Origin of the sequence: Bacillus sp. TL12, from assembly GCF_022625245.1 — a bacterium.
Taxonomy (GTDB): domain Bacteria; phylum Bacillota; class Bacilli; order Bacillales; family Bacillaceae_G; genus Bacillus_A.
In genome coordinates, this window is sequence record NZ_JAJJBY010000006.1 from 119,735 (window position 1) to 134,520 (window position 14,786).

The 14,786-nt window shown below is 35.6% G+C and carries 13 protein-coding genes; 11 read left to right on the forward strand and 2 right to left on the reverse strand.

Annotation, left to right across the window (positions count from 1 at the left end; translation table 11 throughout):
* Positions 1 to 52: 52 nt before the first annotated feature.
* From LOK41_RS08080 to calY, 3 genes are all read left to right on the forward strand, one after another.
* Complete coding sequence (locus LOK41_RS08080) at positions 53 to 640, forward strand: TasA family protein (protein ID WP_241816019.1); 588 nt, start codon at positions 53 to 55, stop codon at positions 638 to 640.
* Positions 641 to 811: 171 nt separating this feature from the next.
* Complete coding sequence (locus LOK41_RS08085) at positions 812 to 1,564, forward strand: DUF4047 domain-containing protein (protein ID WP_241816020.1); 753 nt, start codon at positions 812 to 814, stop codon at positions 1,562 to 1,564.
* A gap of 309 nt (positions 1,565 to 1,873) precedes the next feature.
* A complete protein-coding gene (gene calY / locus LOK41_RS08090; protein ID WP_174099423.1) occupies positions 1,874 to 2,467 on the forward strand; it encodes a biofilm matrix protein CalY in 594 nt (197 codons plus the stop codon).
* A gap of 89 nt (positions 2,468 to 2,556) precedes the next feature.
* Here the strand turns inward: calY and LOK41_RS08095 are convergent, their stop codons facing one another.
* Entirely contained in the window at positions 2,557 to 2,880 is a 324-nt protein-coding gene (locus LOK41_RS08095; protein WP_241816021.1) for a helix-turn-helix domain-containing protein, read from the reverse strand.
* A gap of 82 nt (positions 2,881 to 2,962) precedes the next feature.
* On the reverse strand, positions 2,963 to 3,094 hold the full coding sequence (locus tag LOK41_RS08100) for an anti-repressor SinI family protein (protein WP_174099425.1): 132 nt from the start codon (positions 3,092 to 3,094) through the stop codon (positions 2,963 to 2,965).
* 379 nt (positions 3,095 to 3,473) lie between these two features.
* Here LOK41_RS08100 and LOK41_RS08105 point away from each other — a divergent pair, with 379 nt between their 5' ends.
* The 8 genes from LOK41_RS08105 to LOK41_RS08140 all read left to right on the forward strand — a co-directional run bounded on the left by LOK41_RS08105 (position 3,474) and on the right by LOK41_RS08140 (position 14,676).
* Positions 3,474 to 5,858: an immune inhibitor A domain-containing protein gene (locus tag LOK41_RS08105; RefSeq protein ID WP_241816022.1), complete on the forward strand. Its 2,385-nt coding sequence runs from the start codon at positions 3,474 to 3,476 to the stop codon at positions 5,856 to 5,858.
* Positions 5,859 to 6,168: 310 nt separating this feature from the next.
* Positions 6,169 to 7,536, forward strand: a complete 1,368-nt coding sequence (locus LOK41_RS08110) for an aldehyde dehydrogenase (RefSeq protein ID WP_241816023.1) — start codon at positions 6,169 to 6,171, stop codon at positions 7,534 to 7,536.
* 235 nt (positions 7,537 to 7,771) lie between these two features.
* Positions 7,772 to 8,755 (forward strand): spermidine/putrescine ABC transporter ATP-binding protein PotA, encoded by a 984-nt coding sequence (gene potA / locus LOK41_RS08115; RefSeq protein WP_241816024.1) that lies wholly within the window; start codon positions 7,772 to 7,774, stop codon positions 8,753 to 8,755.
* Complete coding sequence (gene potB, locus LOK41_RS08120; RefSeq protein WP_098492316.1) at positions 8,752 to 9,597, forward strand: spermidine/putrescine ABC transporter permease PotB; 846 nt, start codon at positions 8,752 to 8,754, stop codon at positions 9,595 to 9,597. Before potA ends, potB begins: the two co-directional genes overlap by 4 nt.
* Positions 9,598 to 9,603: 6 nt before the next feature.
* The gene (gene potC / locus LOK41_RS08125) at positions 9,604 to 10,404 is read left to right on the forward strand and encodes a spermidine/putrescine ABC transporter permease PotC (protein WP_174099429.1); all 801 of its coding nucleotides are present in this window, start codon (positions 9,604 to 9,606) and stop codon (positions 10,402 to 10,404) included.
* A 39-nt stretch (positions 10,405 to 10,443) separates the two neighbouring features.
* Entirely contained in the window at positions 10,444 to 11,493 is a 1,050-nt protein-coding gene (locus LOK41_RS08130) for a polyamine ABC transporter substrate-binding protein (protein WP_241816025.1), read from the forward strand.
* Between the two features lie 211 nt (positions 11,494 to 11,704).
* Entirely contained in the window at positions 11,705 to 12,352 is a 648-nt protein-coding gene (locus tag LOK41_RS08135; protein WP_174099431.1) for a phosphatase PAP2 family protein, read from the forward strand.
* 128 nt (positions 12,353 to 12,480) lie between these two features.
* Complete coding sequence (locus LOK41_RS08140; protein WP_241816026.1) at positions 12,481 to 14,676, forward strand: MMPL family transporter; 2,196 nt, start codon at positions 12,481 to 12,483, stop codon at positions 14,674 to 14,676.
* Positions 14,677 to 14,786 lie beyond the last annotated feature (110 nt).

Sequence of the window (14,786 nt, forward strand, 5' to 3'; positions counted from 1 at the left end):
TTTTCTCTATTTTTGAGATTATAAATATATAGATATTATTGGGGATATGGACATGACCTTAAAGAAAAAAATGGGAATGGGAATTACATCAGCGCTTTTGGGAGCAGCATTAATCGGAGGAGGAACATACGCGTACTTTAGCGATAAAGAAGTCTCAAATAATACATTTGCGGCAGGTACGCTTGATTTAACTGCAAATCCGATAGCAATTATTAATGTGAATAATATTAAGCCCGGTGATACGATCATACGCGATTTTGAATTGGTAAACAGTGGGACACTAGATATTGAAAAAGTTTTATTATACTCTGAATATAGCGTGAAAGATGCGAAAGGCGATAATATTGAAGATTTTGGTGACCAGATTAAAGTAACGATTTTAAGAAATATGGATAAGGGGCATGCGATTATAAAAGAAAAGAAATTATCTCAATTAACAGGAAAGCCATCTGTACCAGTTAATAATGATGCCCTGTCTGAGAGAGTAGATGAGAAGGGAATTAAAGCGGGAAACAAGGATACATTTAAAGTGAAGTTCGAGTTTATGGATAATGGAAAAAATCAAAATCAATTCCAAGGGGATACACTTGAGTTGAAATGGACATTCGATGCGCAGCAAACAAAAGGTGAGGAAAAATAAACCGAGGAAAAAGCTATCAAAAACGATAGCTTTTTTCTTTTGATACATATAGGAGGTAGATTAAGTGAAAAATGATACAGCTTTTTCTTTTCATTTGAATACAACTTCATTATAATGAATTTATAAGTTCTTCATAAAGAACGAGAAATGCACGTAGTGGGAGAGGGTATAATGTCAAAAACTTCAAAGAGGATAAAAGCGATGCTCATATTACCATGTATGTGTTCGGCTGCTTTTTATATGGGCTCTCAAATCGTTACTCATACAGAAGCTGCTTTTGTAAAAGAGCAACAGGTTCAAGGTGTTATTTCTGCAGCACCTGTATTTCCGAAAACAATTGATATATTAAAAAGCGATGCTCAACAGCATGAACAATCTATTATACATGCATATAATGAGATGAATAAGGCGCCAGAAACAACTTCCTTAGAAGCACTTGAAAAAAAGCTGAACCTCTGGAAAGGACAGCGTGAAAAGATCGCTCCTGAGCGTGAGGCGTTACAAAATATATGCATAGAGATTGAGAGTTATTATAACCAATTAGTAGAAAGTGAAAAAAATAATCATTTGGAATCTAATCAACAACTCATTCAGTCTACACAAGCTGGTTTAGCGTTTATTAAGAAAGTTTGTGAGAATGTAGATAAGCAAGTGAATTTACAAAAAATTGATGAACAAATTCAAGGATTCCAAAAGCAAATAGATGATGAAAAGGCGAAGCAAAAGCTACTTGAGCAATCAAAAGAAGTAGAAAAGAAAACTGAACAAATCGTACCGCCTGAAAAGAAAGAAGAAGTAGTAACTGTGAAAGAAAAGGATCAGTTAGAAGAGAAAAAGTCCTCACAAGAAACAGAACCGAAAAATCCGGCGTTGCAACAACCAAAAGAGCAATCTAAGGAGCAATCGACAAAAGTAGTACAGTAGTGATTCGCGGACAGTGACGCTTTTATATTAATGGAAAAACCTGCTGCCAATTGAGGGGATTTTTCATTATAAAAGGAAATAATTTTAATATTATGTAAAAACTTGAGAAATAAATTAAATCTATTTTATGGTTGCAATAACACCTCTATGTTCTTTATAATGAACATAGGGTAGCTTTTTGAAGAACAGGTAGATTCAAGGGGTATTGTACATACATTGACCATAGAAAAAATAAAAGTCGTTCTATTAGTTATACCTCTTATCCAATCATTAGGAGATAACAATAAAAAAGCTTAGGGGGAATTTAAAGTGAGTTTAAAGAAAAAATTAGGTATGGGAGTCGCTTCAGCAGCATTAGGATTATCTTTAATCGGTGGAGGAACATTCGCTTACTTTAGTGACAAAGAAGTATCGAACAATACGTTTGCAGCGGGTACATTAGATCTTACTTTGGACCCTAAAACAATTGTAGATATTAAGGACCTTAAACCAGGGGATACTGTTAAGAAAGAGTTCTTATTAAAGAACAGCGGTACATTAGCAATTAAAGATGTGAAATTAGCAACGAAATATAAAGTAACAGATGCAAAAGGTGATAATGCTGGGGAAGATTTTGGTAAGCATATTAAAGTAAAATTCCTTTGGAACTGGGATAAACAAAGTGAGCCTGTATATGAAACAACATTAGCAGACTTACAAAATGTTGATCCAGATGTATTAGCGAAAGATATCTTTGCTCCAGAGTGGGGTGAAAATGGCGGCTTAGAAGCTGGAACTGAAGACTATCTATGGGTACAATTTGAATTTGTAGATAATAAAGATGATCAAAATAAATTCCAAGGCGATGCATTAAACCTAGAATGGACATTTAATGCAAACCAAACAGATGGGGAAGAAAGATAAGAAAATTAAGCGGAAAAGCGGGGAGATTCCCCGCTTTTTTCTTAAATAAAAAAAGAGTGCTCCCCAGTATGCACCCCTTCTCGTATACACTATTTCTGATGTTGCTTCCACTTTGTAAATTCTAGAAATTCGCGAAATTGTTCTTTTGAAACACCGGAGTTCATCGCTTCTTTGACGAGATGTGTCCATTCCGAGTCCAATTGGCTTTCGGATGTTGTTTCGTCATGGAGGAGCGTGTCAACTGGTATTTGTAGAACATTTGCGATTTTTTCAAGAAATTGAATGGAAGGATTCTTTTGCAAATTACGTTCAATAGAGCTGATGTAAGACTTTGCCACACCGGCTTTTTCAGCGAGTTCTGTTAAAGAAATCCCTCTTTGCAAACGAAGGCGTTTTATACGTTCTCCTATCATCTTTGCGCACCTTTCTGTAAGTATGTAATCGGCTTATGATGTAATTAGTATAACACAAATTTCGTTAAAAAGAACGCCCCTGCTAGTTTCCAGTAGGCTGGTTCATACGTTGGAAAAAGTGTTCGATATCTTGAATCGCAATTCCAGCATCTAGAGCTTCAAGCATTAAATCAATCCAATCCTGATCTAGCGTATCTGCCTTTTCTTTGTACAAAGTGTATTCCTCCCTAATGTCCAATTGTCATGTCATAAATCGTACAAAATAAACAATCTTTTAAACACATTATAATATTTTGAAAAGTTAATTTGGTAAAAATAATGTTAATTTATTGTATATTTTGTAGGTAAAACCAATAAAGAAGTTACTATTTTGTCATTCTATAAAGAAATTGTAATAGTTTTATCGAAAATTATCAATATCTTCAGAAATGACTGATATATTGAGAAATATTTTTATGGGAAATATGTAATTTTTACAAAAATATTACGATTTTTACAAAATAACGCAAAATAAAACAAAATATTGAAAAGTTACTGAATTTTTATTATTATCTAAATATTAGTACATATTCTTATTAGGGGAGGAAATGGGGATGAAAAAGAAACCATTTAAAGTTTTATCAACACTGGCTTTAGCAGCTGTATTAGGCTGCTCGTTTGGGGCCGGTAGTCAGTCTGTTTATGCAGAAACGCCTGCAAAAACACCTACAAGTCCAATTGATGATCATTTAATTCCAGAAGAGCGTTTAGCGGATGCTCTGAAAAAACGAGGAGTAATTGACTCATCTGCTTCAAAAGAGGAAACAAAGAAAGCTGTCGAAAAGTATGTAGAGAAAAAGAAGGGTGACAAACCTGGAAAAGAAGTAACAACTGGGGATTCTGTTACAAAAGAAGCGTCTGATTTTCTGAAGAAGGTAAAAGATGAAAAAGCTGACACAAAAGAAAAATTGGAACAACCAGCAAATGGAAATGCTGCTGGAACTGGTCCAGTTAGAGGAGCATTAAATGGTAAAGTGCCAACTTCTCCTGCGAAAGCAAAAGAGTATAACGGGGAAGTTCGTAAAGATAAAGTACTAGTTTTACTAGTAGAGTATGCGGATTTCAAACATAACAATATCGATGAAGAGCCTGGTTATATGTATTCTAGTGATTTTAACCAAGAACATTATCAAAAAATGCTATTTGGTGACGAACCGTTTAAATTAGAAGATGGGACAAGCATTGAAACATTTAAGAAATATTATGAAGAACAATCTGGCGGTAGTTATACAGTAGATGGAACAGTTACAAAATGGTTAACAGTTCCAGGTAAAGCGGCTGATTACGGTGCAGATGCTGGAGATGGACACGATAACAAAGGCCCATTAGGACCTCGTGACCTAATCAAAGATGCGTTAAAAGCAGCGGTAGATAGCGGTCTTGATTTATCAGAATTTGATCAATTTGATCAATATGATGTAAATGAAGACGGCAATAAAAATCAACCAGATGGTTTGGTTGACCACTTAATGGTTATCCATGCGGGTGTTGGACAAGAAGCTGGTGGCGGTAAATTAGGTGACGATGCGATTTGGTCACATCGCTGGACAATTGGTCCAAAACCATTTGCAATTGACGGAACAAAAGCGAAAGTGCCATATTGGGGCGGTAAAATGGCAGCATTTGACTACACAATTGAACCTGAAGATGGAGCAGTTGGTGTATTCGCACATGAATATGGTCATGATTTAGGTCTTCCAGATGAATATGATACAAAATATTCTGGCGGCGGGGAACCAGTTCAATCATGGTCTATTATGAGTGGTGGTAGCTGGGCAGGTAACATTGCTGGAACGACGCCAACAAGTTTCTCTCCGCAAAACAAAGAGTTCTTCCAAAAAACAATTGGTGGAAACTGGGCAAACATTGTGGAAGTAGATTATGATAAGTTAAACCGAGGCGTTGGTTATGCAACATACTTAGATCAAAGTGTAACAAAAACAGCTCGACCAGGTTTGATCCGTGTTAATTTACCGGATAAAGATGTAAAAGGAATTGAACCTGCATTTGGTAAGAAGTACTACTATAGTACAAAAGGCGATGATCTTCATACAACATTGGAAACACCTTTATTTGATTTAACAAATGTAACAAATGCAAAGTTTGATTACAAATCATTGTATGAAATTGAAACAGACTATGATTTCTTAGAAGTACATGCTGTGGCTGAAGATGGAACGAAAACATTAATCGATACGATTGGTAACAAAAATGTAAAAGACGGAGCAGATACAACACTAGGAAAATGGGTAGACAAATCTTATGATTTAAGCCAATTCAAAGGTAAAAAAGTGAAGCTTGTATTTGAATACATTACTGATGGTGGATTAGCATTAAATGGATTTACTCTTGATAATGCAACATTAACAGTAGATGGTAATGTCGTATTCTCTGATGATGCAGAAGGCGATACTCAGTTTAAGTTAGATGGTTTCGTTGTTTCAAATGGAATCGAAAAGAAGAACCATAACTACTATGTAGAGTGGAGAAACTATGCTGGTGCGGATGAAGCGTTAAAATATGCTCGTGGCCCAGTATATAACACAGGTATGGTTGTGTGGTATGCAGATTCAAGCTATACAGATAACTGGGTTGGCGTACATCCAGGATACGGATTCCTTGGTGTAGTTGACTCTCATCCTGAAGCAATTGCAGGAACTTTAAATGGTAAACCAACATTTAAAGATAGCACACGTTATCAAATTGCTGATGCTGCGTTCTCTTTCGATCAAACACCAGCTTGGAAAGTTGTATCACCAACTCGTGGAACATTTGACTACAAAGGATTACCAGGGGTTGCGAAATTTGATGACTCTAAAACGTATATTAATAAGCAAATTCCAGATGCGGGACGTATCTTACCACAACTTGGCCTGAAATTTGAAGTAGTTGGTCAATCGGATGATAAATCTGCAGGTGCAGTTCGCTTATATCGTTAATTCTGAAGAAGCTGTTGAAAGTTTTCCTTTCAACAGCTTTTTTCATGAGCAAATGTATTTTATATGAAATACAAACTCATATATAATGAAACTTTAAGAATAGAAAATGTTAAGTAAAAGATGGCATATATATTGAAGAGCCGAGATAACCCTTTTTTAGGTGGAAGAGAGCGTCCGTCTATGTATAGAAGCGGTCAAATCCATGCCGAGTGAAGATAAAAGATGAAAATGAGTGGAAATCTGTTTTTGTTTTCAGAGCATTGATTTATATGTTGAAAAATTAATGTAAATATAGGAGGAGGGATAGCAGATGAATATCACTTCTATTGTGAACGAGCAAAAATCATATTTCTATAAAGGGTACACAAGAAATATAGAGGTAAGAAAACAAAATTTAAAAAGATTGTATGAAGGGATTCAGCAGTATGAATCTGATATTTTTCAAGCGTTAAAATTAGATTTAAATAAATCCGATCATGAATCATTTACGACAGAGGTTGGATACGTATTAAAGGAAATTTCATTTTTAATGAAGAACCTTTCTTCATGGAGTAAGCCAAGGCGTGTTCGTACAGCACTGACGCACGTTGGTTCGAAAGGAAAAGTTGTTCCAGAGCCATATGGTGTTACCCTTGTAATGGCCCCGTGGAATTATCCATTCCAACTGGCAATCGCACCCCTTGTAGGGGCAATAGCCGCTGGAAATACAGTTGTATTAAAACCTTCCGAATTGACACCTAATGTGTCTAGTCTTCTTGCAAACATGTTACGGGAGTTATTTCCGGCCGAACTGGTTGCGGTTGTTGAAGGTGGTATTGTGGAAAGTACTGCACTCTTAAAAGAGCCGTTTGATTATATTTTCTTCACGGGTAGTGTTGGAGTAGGGAAAATTGCTATGGAAGCAGCGGCTAAAAATTTAACGCCCCTTACGCTAGAACTTGGCGGAAAAAGCCCATGTATTGTGCATCATGATGCAAAATTAGAAATAGCAGCAAGGCGCATTGTTTGGGGGAAATTCTTAAATGCGGGACAAACATGTGTCGCGCCGGATTACATATATGTTCATTCTTCTGTAAAAGAACAATTGATTGAAGCACTGCGAAATGAAATTAAAAATCAATATGGAGAAAAACCTTTGCAAAATGAAAATTACGTTCGGATCGTTAGTAAACGTCATTTTGAAAGGTTATGTTCGTTTTTACAAGATGGAAAAGTTGAAATTGGCGGGAAATATAATGAAGAAACGCTGCATATTGAGCCAAGTATTGTAACGAATATTACGTGGCAGGATTCGATTATGGAGGATGAAATTTTCGGTCCGATTTTGCCAATTATGGAGTATGAGAAAATAGAAGATATAGTTGAAATGATTCAAAGGCAACCTAAATCATTAGCCTTATACGTATTTTCAGAGAGTAAAGAAGTTCAAAAAAACATTACACGTAATATTTCATATGGTGGAGGGTGCATAAATGATGTTGTGTATCACCTTGCTACCCCATATTTACCCTTTGGCGGCGTTGGAAGTAGTGGACTAGGAAGTTATCATGGAAAACAAAGTTTTCGCACATTTTCGCATTATAAAAGCATTTTATCTCAATCTACAGTGTTTGATATGAAAATTCGTTATTCTTCTACAAAAAGTGCTTTAAAATTCATACGAAAGTTGTTAAAATGATGATGGTGTTTATCAGTAGGCGTAGCCGTATGATAAAAGCCCCTTCTTACGTGAAGGGGTTTTTCTGTTCGACATATGTATCATGAGAAAATGAATCAAACATACTACATAAGGAATAGAAGAGGACGCTGTTAAACAATTATTTTTGTTTGGATCGAAACAAAAGAATTTATAAAAAAACTAATATATTCATGAATATAAAGATTAAAAAATTTGAGGTAGATAGGACGGGAAAATGAAAAAGATTATTAAAGTTGAAGCGGTAGAAAAACATTTTGGAGATCAAGTGATTATTCCACCTCTTTCTTTAGATATTAAAGAAGGAGAATTTTTAACAATTCTTGGACCGAGTGGGTGTGGTAAAACCACTTTACTTCGTATGATTGCAGGGTTTGAAACTCCTACAAAAGGTAATCTCTTACTCGATGAGGAGAGAATAAATGATTTACCACCTTATAAGCGTCATATGAACCTAGTGTTCCAGCATTATGCATTGTTTCCACATATGACGGTTGAGAAAAATATTTGTTTTGGTATGAAGATGCAAAAAGTATCTGCAGCGGAACAAAAAGAACGTGCAGAAGAAGCGATGCGTTTAACACAGCTTCTTGAATTCCGTAATCGTAAACCAGCAAAACTTTCTGGTGGACAACAACAACGTGTAGCGATTGCAAGAGCAATCGTAAACAACCCGCGTGTATTATTACTAGATGAGCCACTTGGAGCACTAGACTTTAAATTAAGAAAAGATTTGCAACGTGAATTGAAAAATCTGCAACGTAATTTAGGAATTACGTTCATTTATGTAACGCATGATCAAGAAGAGGCAATGAGTATGAGTGATCGTATTGTCGTTATGAATAAAGGGCACATCGAGCAAATTGGAACGCCTAAGGAAATTTATAATGAGCCAAAGACATTGTTTGTCGCGACATTCATTGGTGAAAATAATATTATTAAAAATGGGGGAAACTATGTAGCAGTTCGCCCTGAAAATGTGAAAATACGTTCGGTTGAGCAACCAATTTTAAAAGAATACCATCTTGGACATATTGAAGATATCGAATTTGTTGGAAATATGGAGAAGCTGTATGTACGTGATGAAAAAACATCAGAACTATTAATGGCATACCAAACTGCAGAAGAAGCAGCGCAGTGGAGTATTGGAGATAATGTATACGTAGGCTGGGAGCAAGAGGATGAGGTGACCTTAAATTGAAAAAAGGGAAACTACTCGCATTACCTACAGTTACGTGGTTATTAATCTTCTTTTTATTTCCGCTTGTATTCGTATTAGCATTCGCATTCTTGCAGCGCGGGGCATATGGAACAGTGGAAATGCAATTTACGTTAGAGAATATAGCGCGCGTGTTTGACCCCTTGTACATGAATACGCTATGGGAAACAGTGAAAATTGCAGTTATTACGACGGTACTTTGTTTACTTATTGGTTACCCATTTGCATATACGATTACAATTGTTGATCGCAAATACCGCTCTATTCTTTTATTATTGGCAACGATTCCGTTTTGGATTAACTTCCTTGTGCGCTCGTATGCATGGATTGTTATTTTACGCTCACAAGGTCTTGTAAACACACTATTGTTAAAGTTAGGCATTATTAGTGAACCGTTAAATTTATTGTATAATACACCATCTGTAATATTAGGAATGGTATATTCTTTACTACCGTTTATGATTTTACCAGTGTACGCAGCAATCGAGCAGCTTGATAAACGTAAGTTAGAAGCAGCATATGATTTAGGAGCAACACCGATGAAAGCGTTTTGGCATGTAACATTGCCAATGACAATGTCAGGAGTTGCGACTGGTTCGATTTTAGTATTTGTATCATCTATCGGAATGTTTGTTGTATCAGACGTGATGGGTGGATCGAAAGTAGCATTAATCGGAAATGTGATTCAAAACCAATTCCTAGGTGCACGTGATTGGCCATTTGGATCAGCGTTATCTATTATCGTGGTTCTGTTCTCTGTTCTGTTAATTTACTTATATTATCGTGCGACGAAAGTATATAAATACGGAAACGGAGGGGAATAGACAAAAATGAAGAAGTTTTTAATTTCGTATTCTTGGTTAATTTTATTGTTCTTGTATTTTCCAATGATGGTTCTGATGGTATATTCTTTTAATGACTCACGTATTAACGCAGAATGGGAAGGATTTACACTTCATTGGTATACAGATTTATTTCAAAAACAAGATGTTATTGATGCATTTGTAAATAGTATTACAATTGCGATTGTGACGACAGTTGTAACAACTGTTCTTGGTGTAATTTTCGCTGTTGCATTACATCGTTATAAATATCGCTTTGAAGGGGCAATTAACGGTCTTGTATACTTACCGATTTTAATTCCTGATATTTTAATGGGATTATCGCTACTTATTTTATTTAGCCAGATTGGTATGGAATTAGGACAAGTTACCATTATTATTGCGCATATTACATTTAGTATTTCATTTGTTGTTGTTATTTTAGCAGCACGCCTTTCTGGTATGGGACGTGATTTAGAAGAAGCAGCAAATGATTTAGGAGCAACTCCGTGGCAAACGTTTCGCTATGTAACATTCCCTAGTATTGCGCCTGGTGTTATTTCAGCGGCGTTATTAACATTTACACTATCAATCGATGACTTTGTGATTAGTTTCTTCGTATCCGGTCCAGGGTCAACAACATTACCATTATATATTTATAGTATGGTGAAACGTGGTGTAACACCTGAAATTAATGCTCTTTCTACCATCTTAATTGTTGTGATTGTTGGATTAATGGTTGCATCAGAAATCTTCCGTAATAAAGGTGCCGACGGTGAAGAAAACTCTGGAGGACATCTTCCGTTATAAGAGAGTGCGCATGATAAAGAACGAGGAGGTAATGAATCGATGAAATTGATAAAAAAAGTAGCTGGCGTAGCACTTAGCTTTAGCCTTGTTGCCGGTGTACTTGCTGGTTGTGGTGAAAAGAAAGAAGAGCTAAATATTTATAGCTGGGCTGATAACTTTGATGAGCAAGTAATTAAGGACTTTGAAAAGAAATATAATGTAAAAGTTAACTATGATAAATATGCAAGTAACGAAGAAATGCTTGCGAAATTACAAGCTGGTGGAGCAAATTATGATTTAATTCAACCGTCAGACTACATGGTTAAAACGATGGCGAAAATGGATTTATTAGAGCCGTTAGATAAAAACAACATTCCGAACGTAAAGAATCTTGTATCTAACTTTAAAACACCTGCATTCGATCCGGAGAATAAATACTCACTTGTATACACTTGGGGAGTAACAGGAATTGCATATAATAAAAAGTATGTAAAAGAAACGCCAACAAGTTGGAACGATTTATGGAATGAGAAATATAAAGGCCATGTTACTTTATTGAACGATTCACGTGAAGTATTAGGCATGGGGCTTAAGAAGAATGGATTTTCAAATAGCACAAAAGATGATGCACAGTTAAAGACAGCAGCGACCGATTTACAAAAGTTACTGCCAAACTTACTTGCATTTGATACAGATAATATTAAACAAAAGTTTATTACAGAAGATGCTTGGATTGGAACAGTATGGTCTGGAGATGCAGCATTTATTGCAAAAGATAATAAAGATGTAGGATATGTCGTTCCAAAAGAAGGCGGAACGATTTGGGCGGATACGTTAGCGATTCCGAAAGGTGCGAAACATAAAGAACTTGCAGAGAAGTTTATGAATTATTTAATGGATGAAAAAGTAAGTGTGAAAAACTATGAATCCATTGGATATAGTAATCCAAATGAAAAAGCTTGGGAGCTTCACAGTAAAGAATACCGTGATAATAAAATGATTTTCTTATCACCAGAGGAGTTAAATCGTACAGAGTGGCTTGTTGATGTAGACGATAAATTAAAAGAGTACGATCGTTACTGGACGGAATTAAAAACAAAAGGGAAATAATGATAGAAAACTTAATCTTTTAGGTTGGAGAGAGGATCCGGCTGAGCGTAGAAGCGGTCAGATCCTTTTTTCGCCACGTGCCATGTGAAAACATAAGTAGAAAATGAGTGGAAGTCTTCTTTTGTTTTCCTAGCTGTAATGTATATATTGGAAATTAAAAAATGCGGTTTCTAAATAGAAATCGCATTTTTTCATAATGGGAGGAAAAAGCTTGAAACGAAAATTGCATCAATATGAGCTTGCTTGTATCATCTTGTTATTTGCTGCATTTGCTCTCATTGCTTGGAGAGTACAAGCAGATGGTGTAACATCAATTGATTCATATGTGAAAAACCTTGTAGGCAGTTTACAAACAGAAAATTCTCTTAAGTTTTTTTCATATTTTACAAAGTTAGGCTCTGCAATTGGAATTGTTACGATTCTGATTGTTAGTTTGCTAATCTTCTTTAAGAAACGCTATTATGTAGCAATGGTAGTTTATCCAACTGCTATATTAATTACGCACCTTGTTAATAAGGGGATAAAAGAAATTGTAAAAAGAGATCGACCGAGCTTAAATGAGGCACTTGATGCCCTTGGATATAGCTTTCCGAGTGGACATGCTATGCTATCCATTATGACGTATGGATTTCTTGCGTACATTATTGCTGCAAACGTAAAAAATATGGCTGGAAAAATTATTATTACACTTATTATGGCAATACAGATTTTATTGATTGGATTAAGTAGAATCATTTTATCTGTACATTATCCGACTGATATTTTAGCTGGCTATTGTTTAAGTGGTATTTTATTAATTATGGCTATTTATTTTCACCGCTTACTTTCAGAGCGGTTTGGAGCAAATCAAGAGAGATAAGAAACATCTGAAAATTCCTAGACTATAGGGACTTTCGGGTGTTTTTTTATTATGTTTTATTAGTGATCATGGTAAGATATGCTAAAATGTAGGGGGAATCATTAATTATATAAAGTAGGTGAAAATGCGTGAAGACAAATGTACATAAAATAGATAAATGGGGAAAACTAGGTACTTTTTTGTATCGATTTCGCTATACAGTTATTGCGGCATTAATCATGTTAGCGATAGGACTTGGCATTTTTGCACCAAAACTTCCGGGGGTATTAGGAGGCGATGGCTTCCAAACAGAAGGAGACTATCAAACGACAAAAGCAATTTTAGATAAAGATTTTAAACAGTCTCAAGACACGCTCCTCCTCGTGTTTCAGAAGAGTAAGGGAGTTGCAAATGAGGATTTTCAAAAACGAATAGGAGAAATTGTAGCGAATATTCAAACGAAAGAAACGTATGATTCATTCCATCATCTATTAGAAAATAAGGAAATGATTCAAGATGATATTGCGTATGCGACGATTTTATTTTCCGGGAAAACAAGTAAAGAGCGTAATGAAAAGACGTTACAATTTGCAAAAGAAATACAAAAAGAGAGTAACAATGTTTTGAAGGTATCACCAACCGGTTTCCCAAAGATTAATGAAGAAATTAACGAGCGAACACAAAATGATTTGAAAGTAGCAGAAATGATCGGGCTGCCAATTGCCTTTCTTGTACTATTATTTTCGTTTGGTAGCTTGCTTGCATCAATCTTGCCGATTATAAATGGGGCGCTTAGCGTACTAAGTACAATGGGAATTTTATATTTTATTGGTGTAGATAAAGAATTGTCAATTTTTGTATTAAATGTTGCGCCTATGATTGGGCTTGCTTTATCAATTGATTTCGCATTATTATTTGTAAATCGGTTTCGTGAGGAAGTGGCATATCGGACAGTAAAAGAGGCAATAGCTGTCACATATCAAACAGCGGGGCGCGCTATTGTATTCTCTGGACTATGTGTCTTTGTTGGTTTATCCGGTCTATTTTTCTTTGAGATTGATTACATTCAATCTGTTGCGATTAGCGGAATGATTGTTGTTGTGATGAGTATTTTATTTTCACTTACACTTCTTCCAGCATTGTTATCGTTAATAGGGAAACGAATATTGAAAAAGAATCAAACTGCACCTCGCACTTCAAACATGTGGCGTCAGTTCGCTCAATTTGTTATGAAGCATCCTATTATGATGATTATCGTTGTTACATTGTTTATTATTGTCTGTTTATTGCCGCTTCGCACTGCCAATCTTCAATTTCCTGGTGTAGAAGCATTGCCAGAGAAAAGTGATACACGGGTTGCATATGAGCAGTATGAAGAGTCATTCAACAAAACTGTAAAAACACATGCTGATGTGACAGTAGTGCTAGAGATGAAGGGGAATGTCATAGAGAAAGAAAATTTACAGAAGTTAGAGGATGTTATTCAAAAACTGAAAAAAGATAAGCATGTCTATAAAGTTAACAGTCTATATGGTGAGTTAAATGGTATGAACGCTGAACAATTGGCTACATTGTTACAATCTCCGCAGCGTACGCAAGTGGAACCTGTACTAGAAGCATATACGAAAGGAAATAAAACAACTCTTCAAATTTTCTTGGATACAAAGCCTAAAGCGGAAACTGCGAAACAATGGGTTCGTGATTTTAAAGACACGTATAAAGATGACAGTATTACGTATTATTTAGGTGGTATGACAACATTTCAACAAGAATTAGAGGATGAAATTAAAGATAAAGTTGTAATCGGGATGTCTGTCATATTCGGATCTACTTTCCTTATTTTATTATTCGCTTTCCGTTCTATCCTTATTCCAATTAAGGCGATTGTGATGAATATCCTTAGTTTAAGTGCAACCATTGGTATTGTGATTTGGTTATTTGAAGGAGGGCACTTTGGACTAGAGGAAAGTTCGGTTTTATTCGTGTTACCAATCTTTATATTTGGCCTTGTATTTGGCTTAAGTATGGATTATGAAGTATTTCTTATTTCACGTATTCATGAATTGTATGAAGAGACAGGAGATAATGACAAGGCAACGCTTGAAGGGCTTGTATCAACAAGTCGCATTATTACATCAGCTGCTCTTATTATGATTGTTGTAACAGGAGCATTCGCTTTTACAGATATTTTACCAGTAAAACAAATGGGGCTTGGTGTGGCACTCGCTATTTTTCTTGATGCGACGATTATTAGACTTATGCTTGTACCGAGCTTAATGAAAATGTTCGGAGATTGGAATTGGTGGTTACCTTTTCGAAAGAAACAAGTAAAATCATCAGATTAAAAAAAGCGCTTATTTTGTAGAGAGGCTACTGAAAAACGAAAGTTTTTCAGTAGCCTCTTGTTTATATATCGTTTATATACTGGCATATTAGTCGTAGCTATGAAAACAAA

What these genes read in the sequence shown, in the direction of transcription:
- LOK41_RS08080 (WP_241816019.1), top strand. Translation starts at nt 53, where the DNA reads ATGACCTTAAAGAAAAAAATGGGAATGGGAATTACATCAGCGCTTTTG.
- LOK41_RS08085 (WP_241816020.1), top strand. Translation starts at nt 812, where the DNA reads ATGTCAAAAACTTCAAAGAGGATAAAAGCGATGCTCATATTACCATGT.
- LOK41_RS08095 (WP_241816021.1), bottom strand. Translation starts at nt 2,880, where the DNA reads ATGATAGGAGAACGTATAAAACGCCTTCGTTTGCAAAGAGGGATTTCT.
- LOK41_RS08105 (WP_241816022.1), top strand. Translation starts at nt 3,474, where the DNA reads ATGAAAAAGAAACCATTTAAAGTTTTATCAACACTGGCTTTAGCAGCT.
- LOK41_RS08110 (WP_241816023.1), top strand. Translation starts at nt 6,169, where the DNA reads ATGAATATCACTTCTATTGTGAACGAGCAAAAATCATATTTCTATAAA.
- potA (WP_241816024.1), top strand. Translation starts at nt 7,772, where the DNA reads ATGAAAAAGATTATTAAAGTTGAAGCGGTAGAAAAACATTTTGGAGAT.
- potC (WP_174099429.1), top strand. Translation starts at nt 9,604, where the DNA reads ATGAAGAAGTTTTTAATTTCGTATTCTTGGTTAATTTTATTGTTCTTG.
- LOK41_RS08130 (WP_241816025.1), top strand. Translation starts at nt 10,444, where the DNA reads ATGAAATTGATAAAAAAAGTAGCTGGCGTAGCACTTAGCTTTAGCCTT.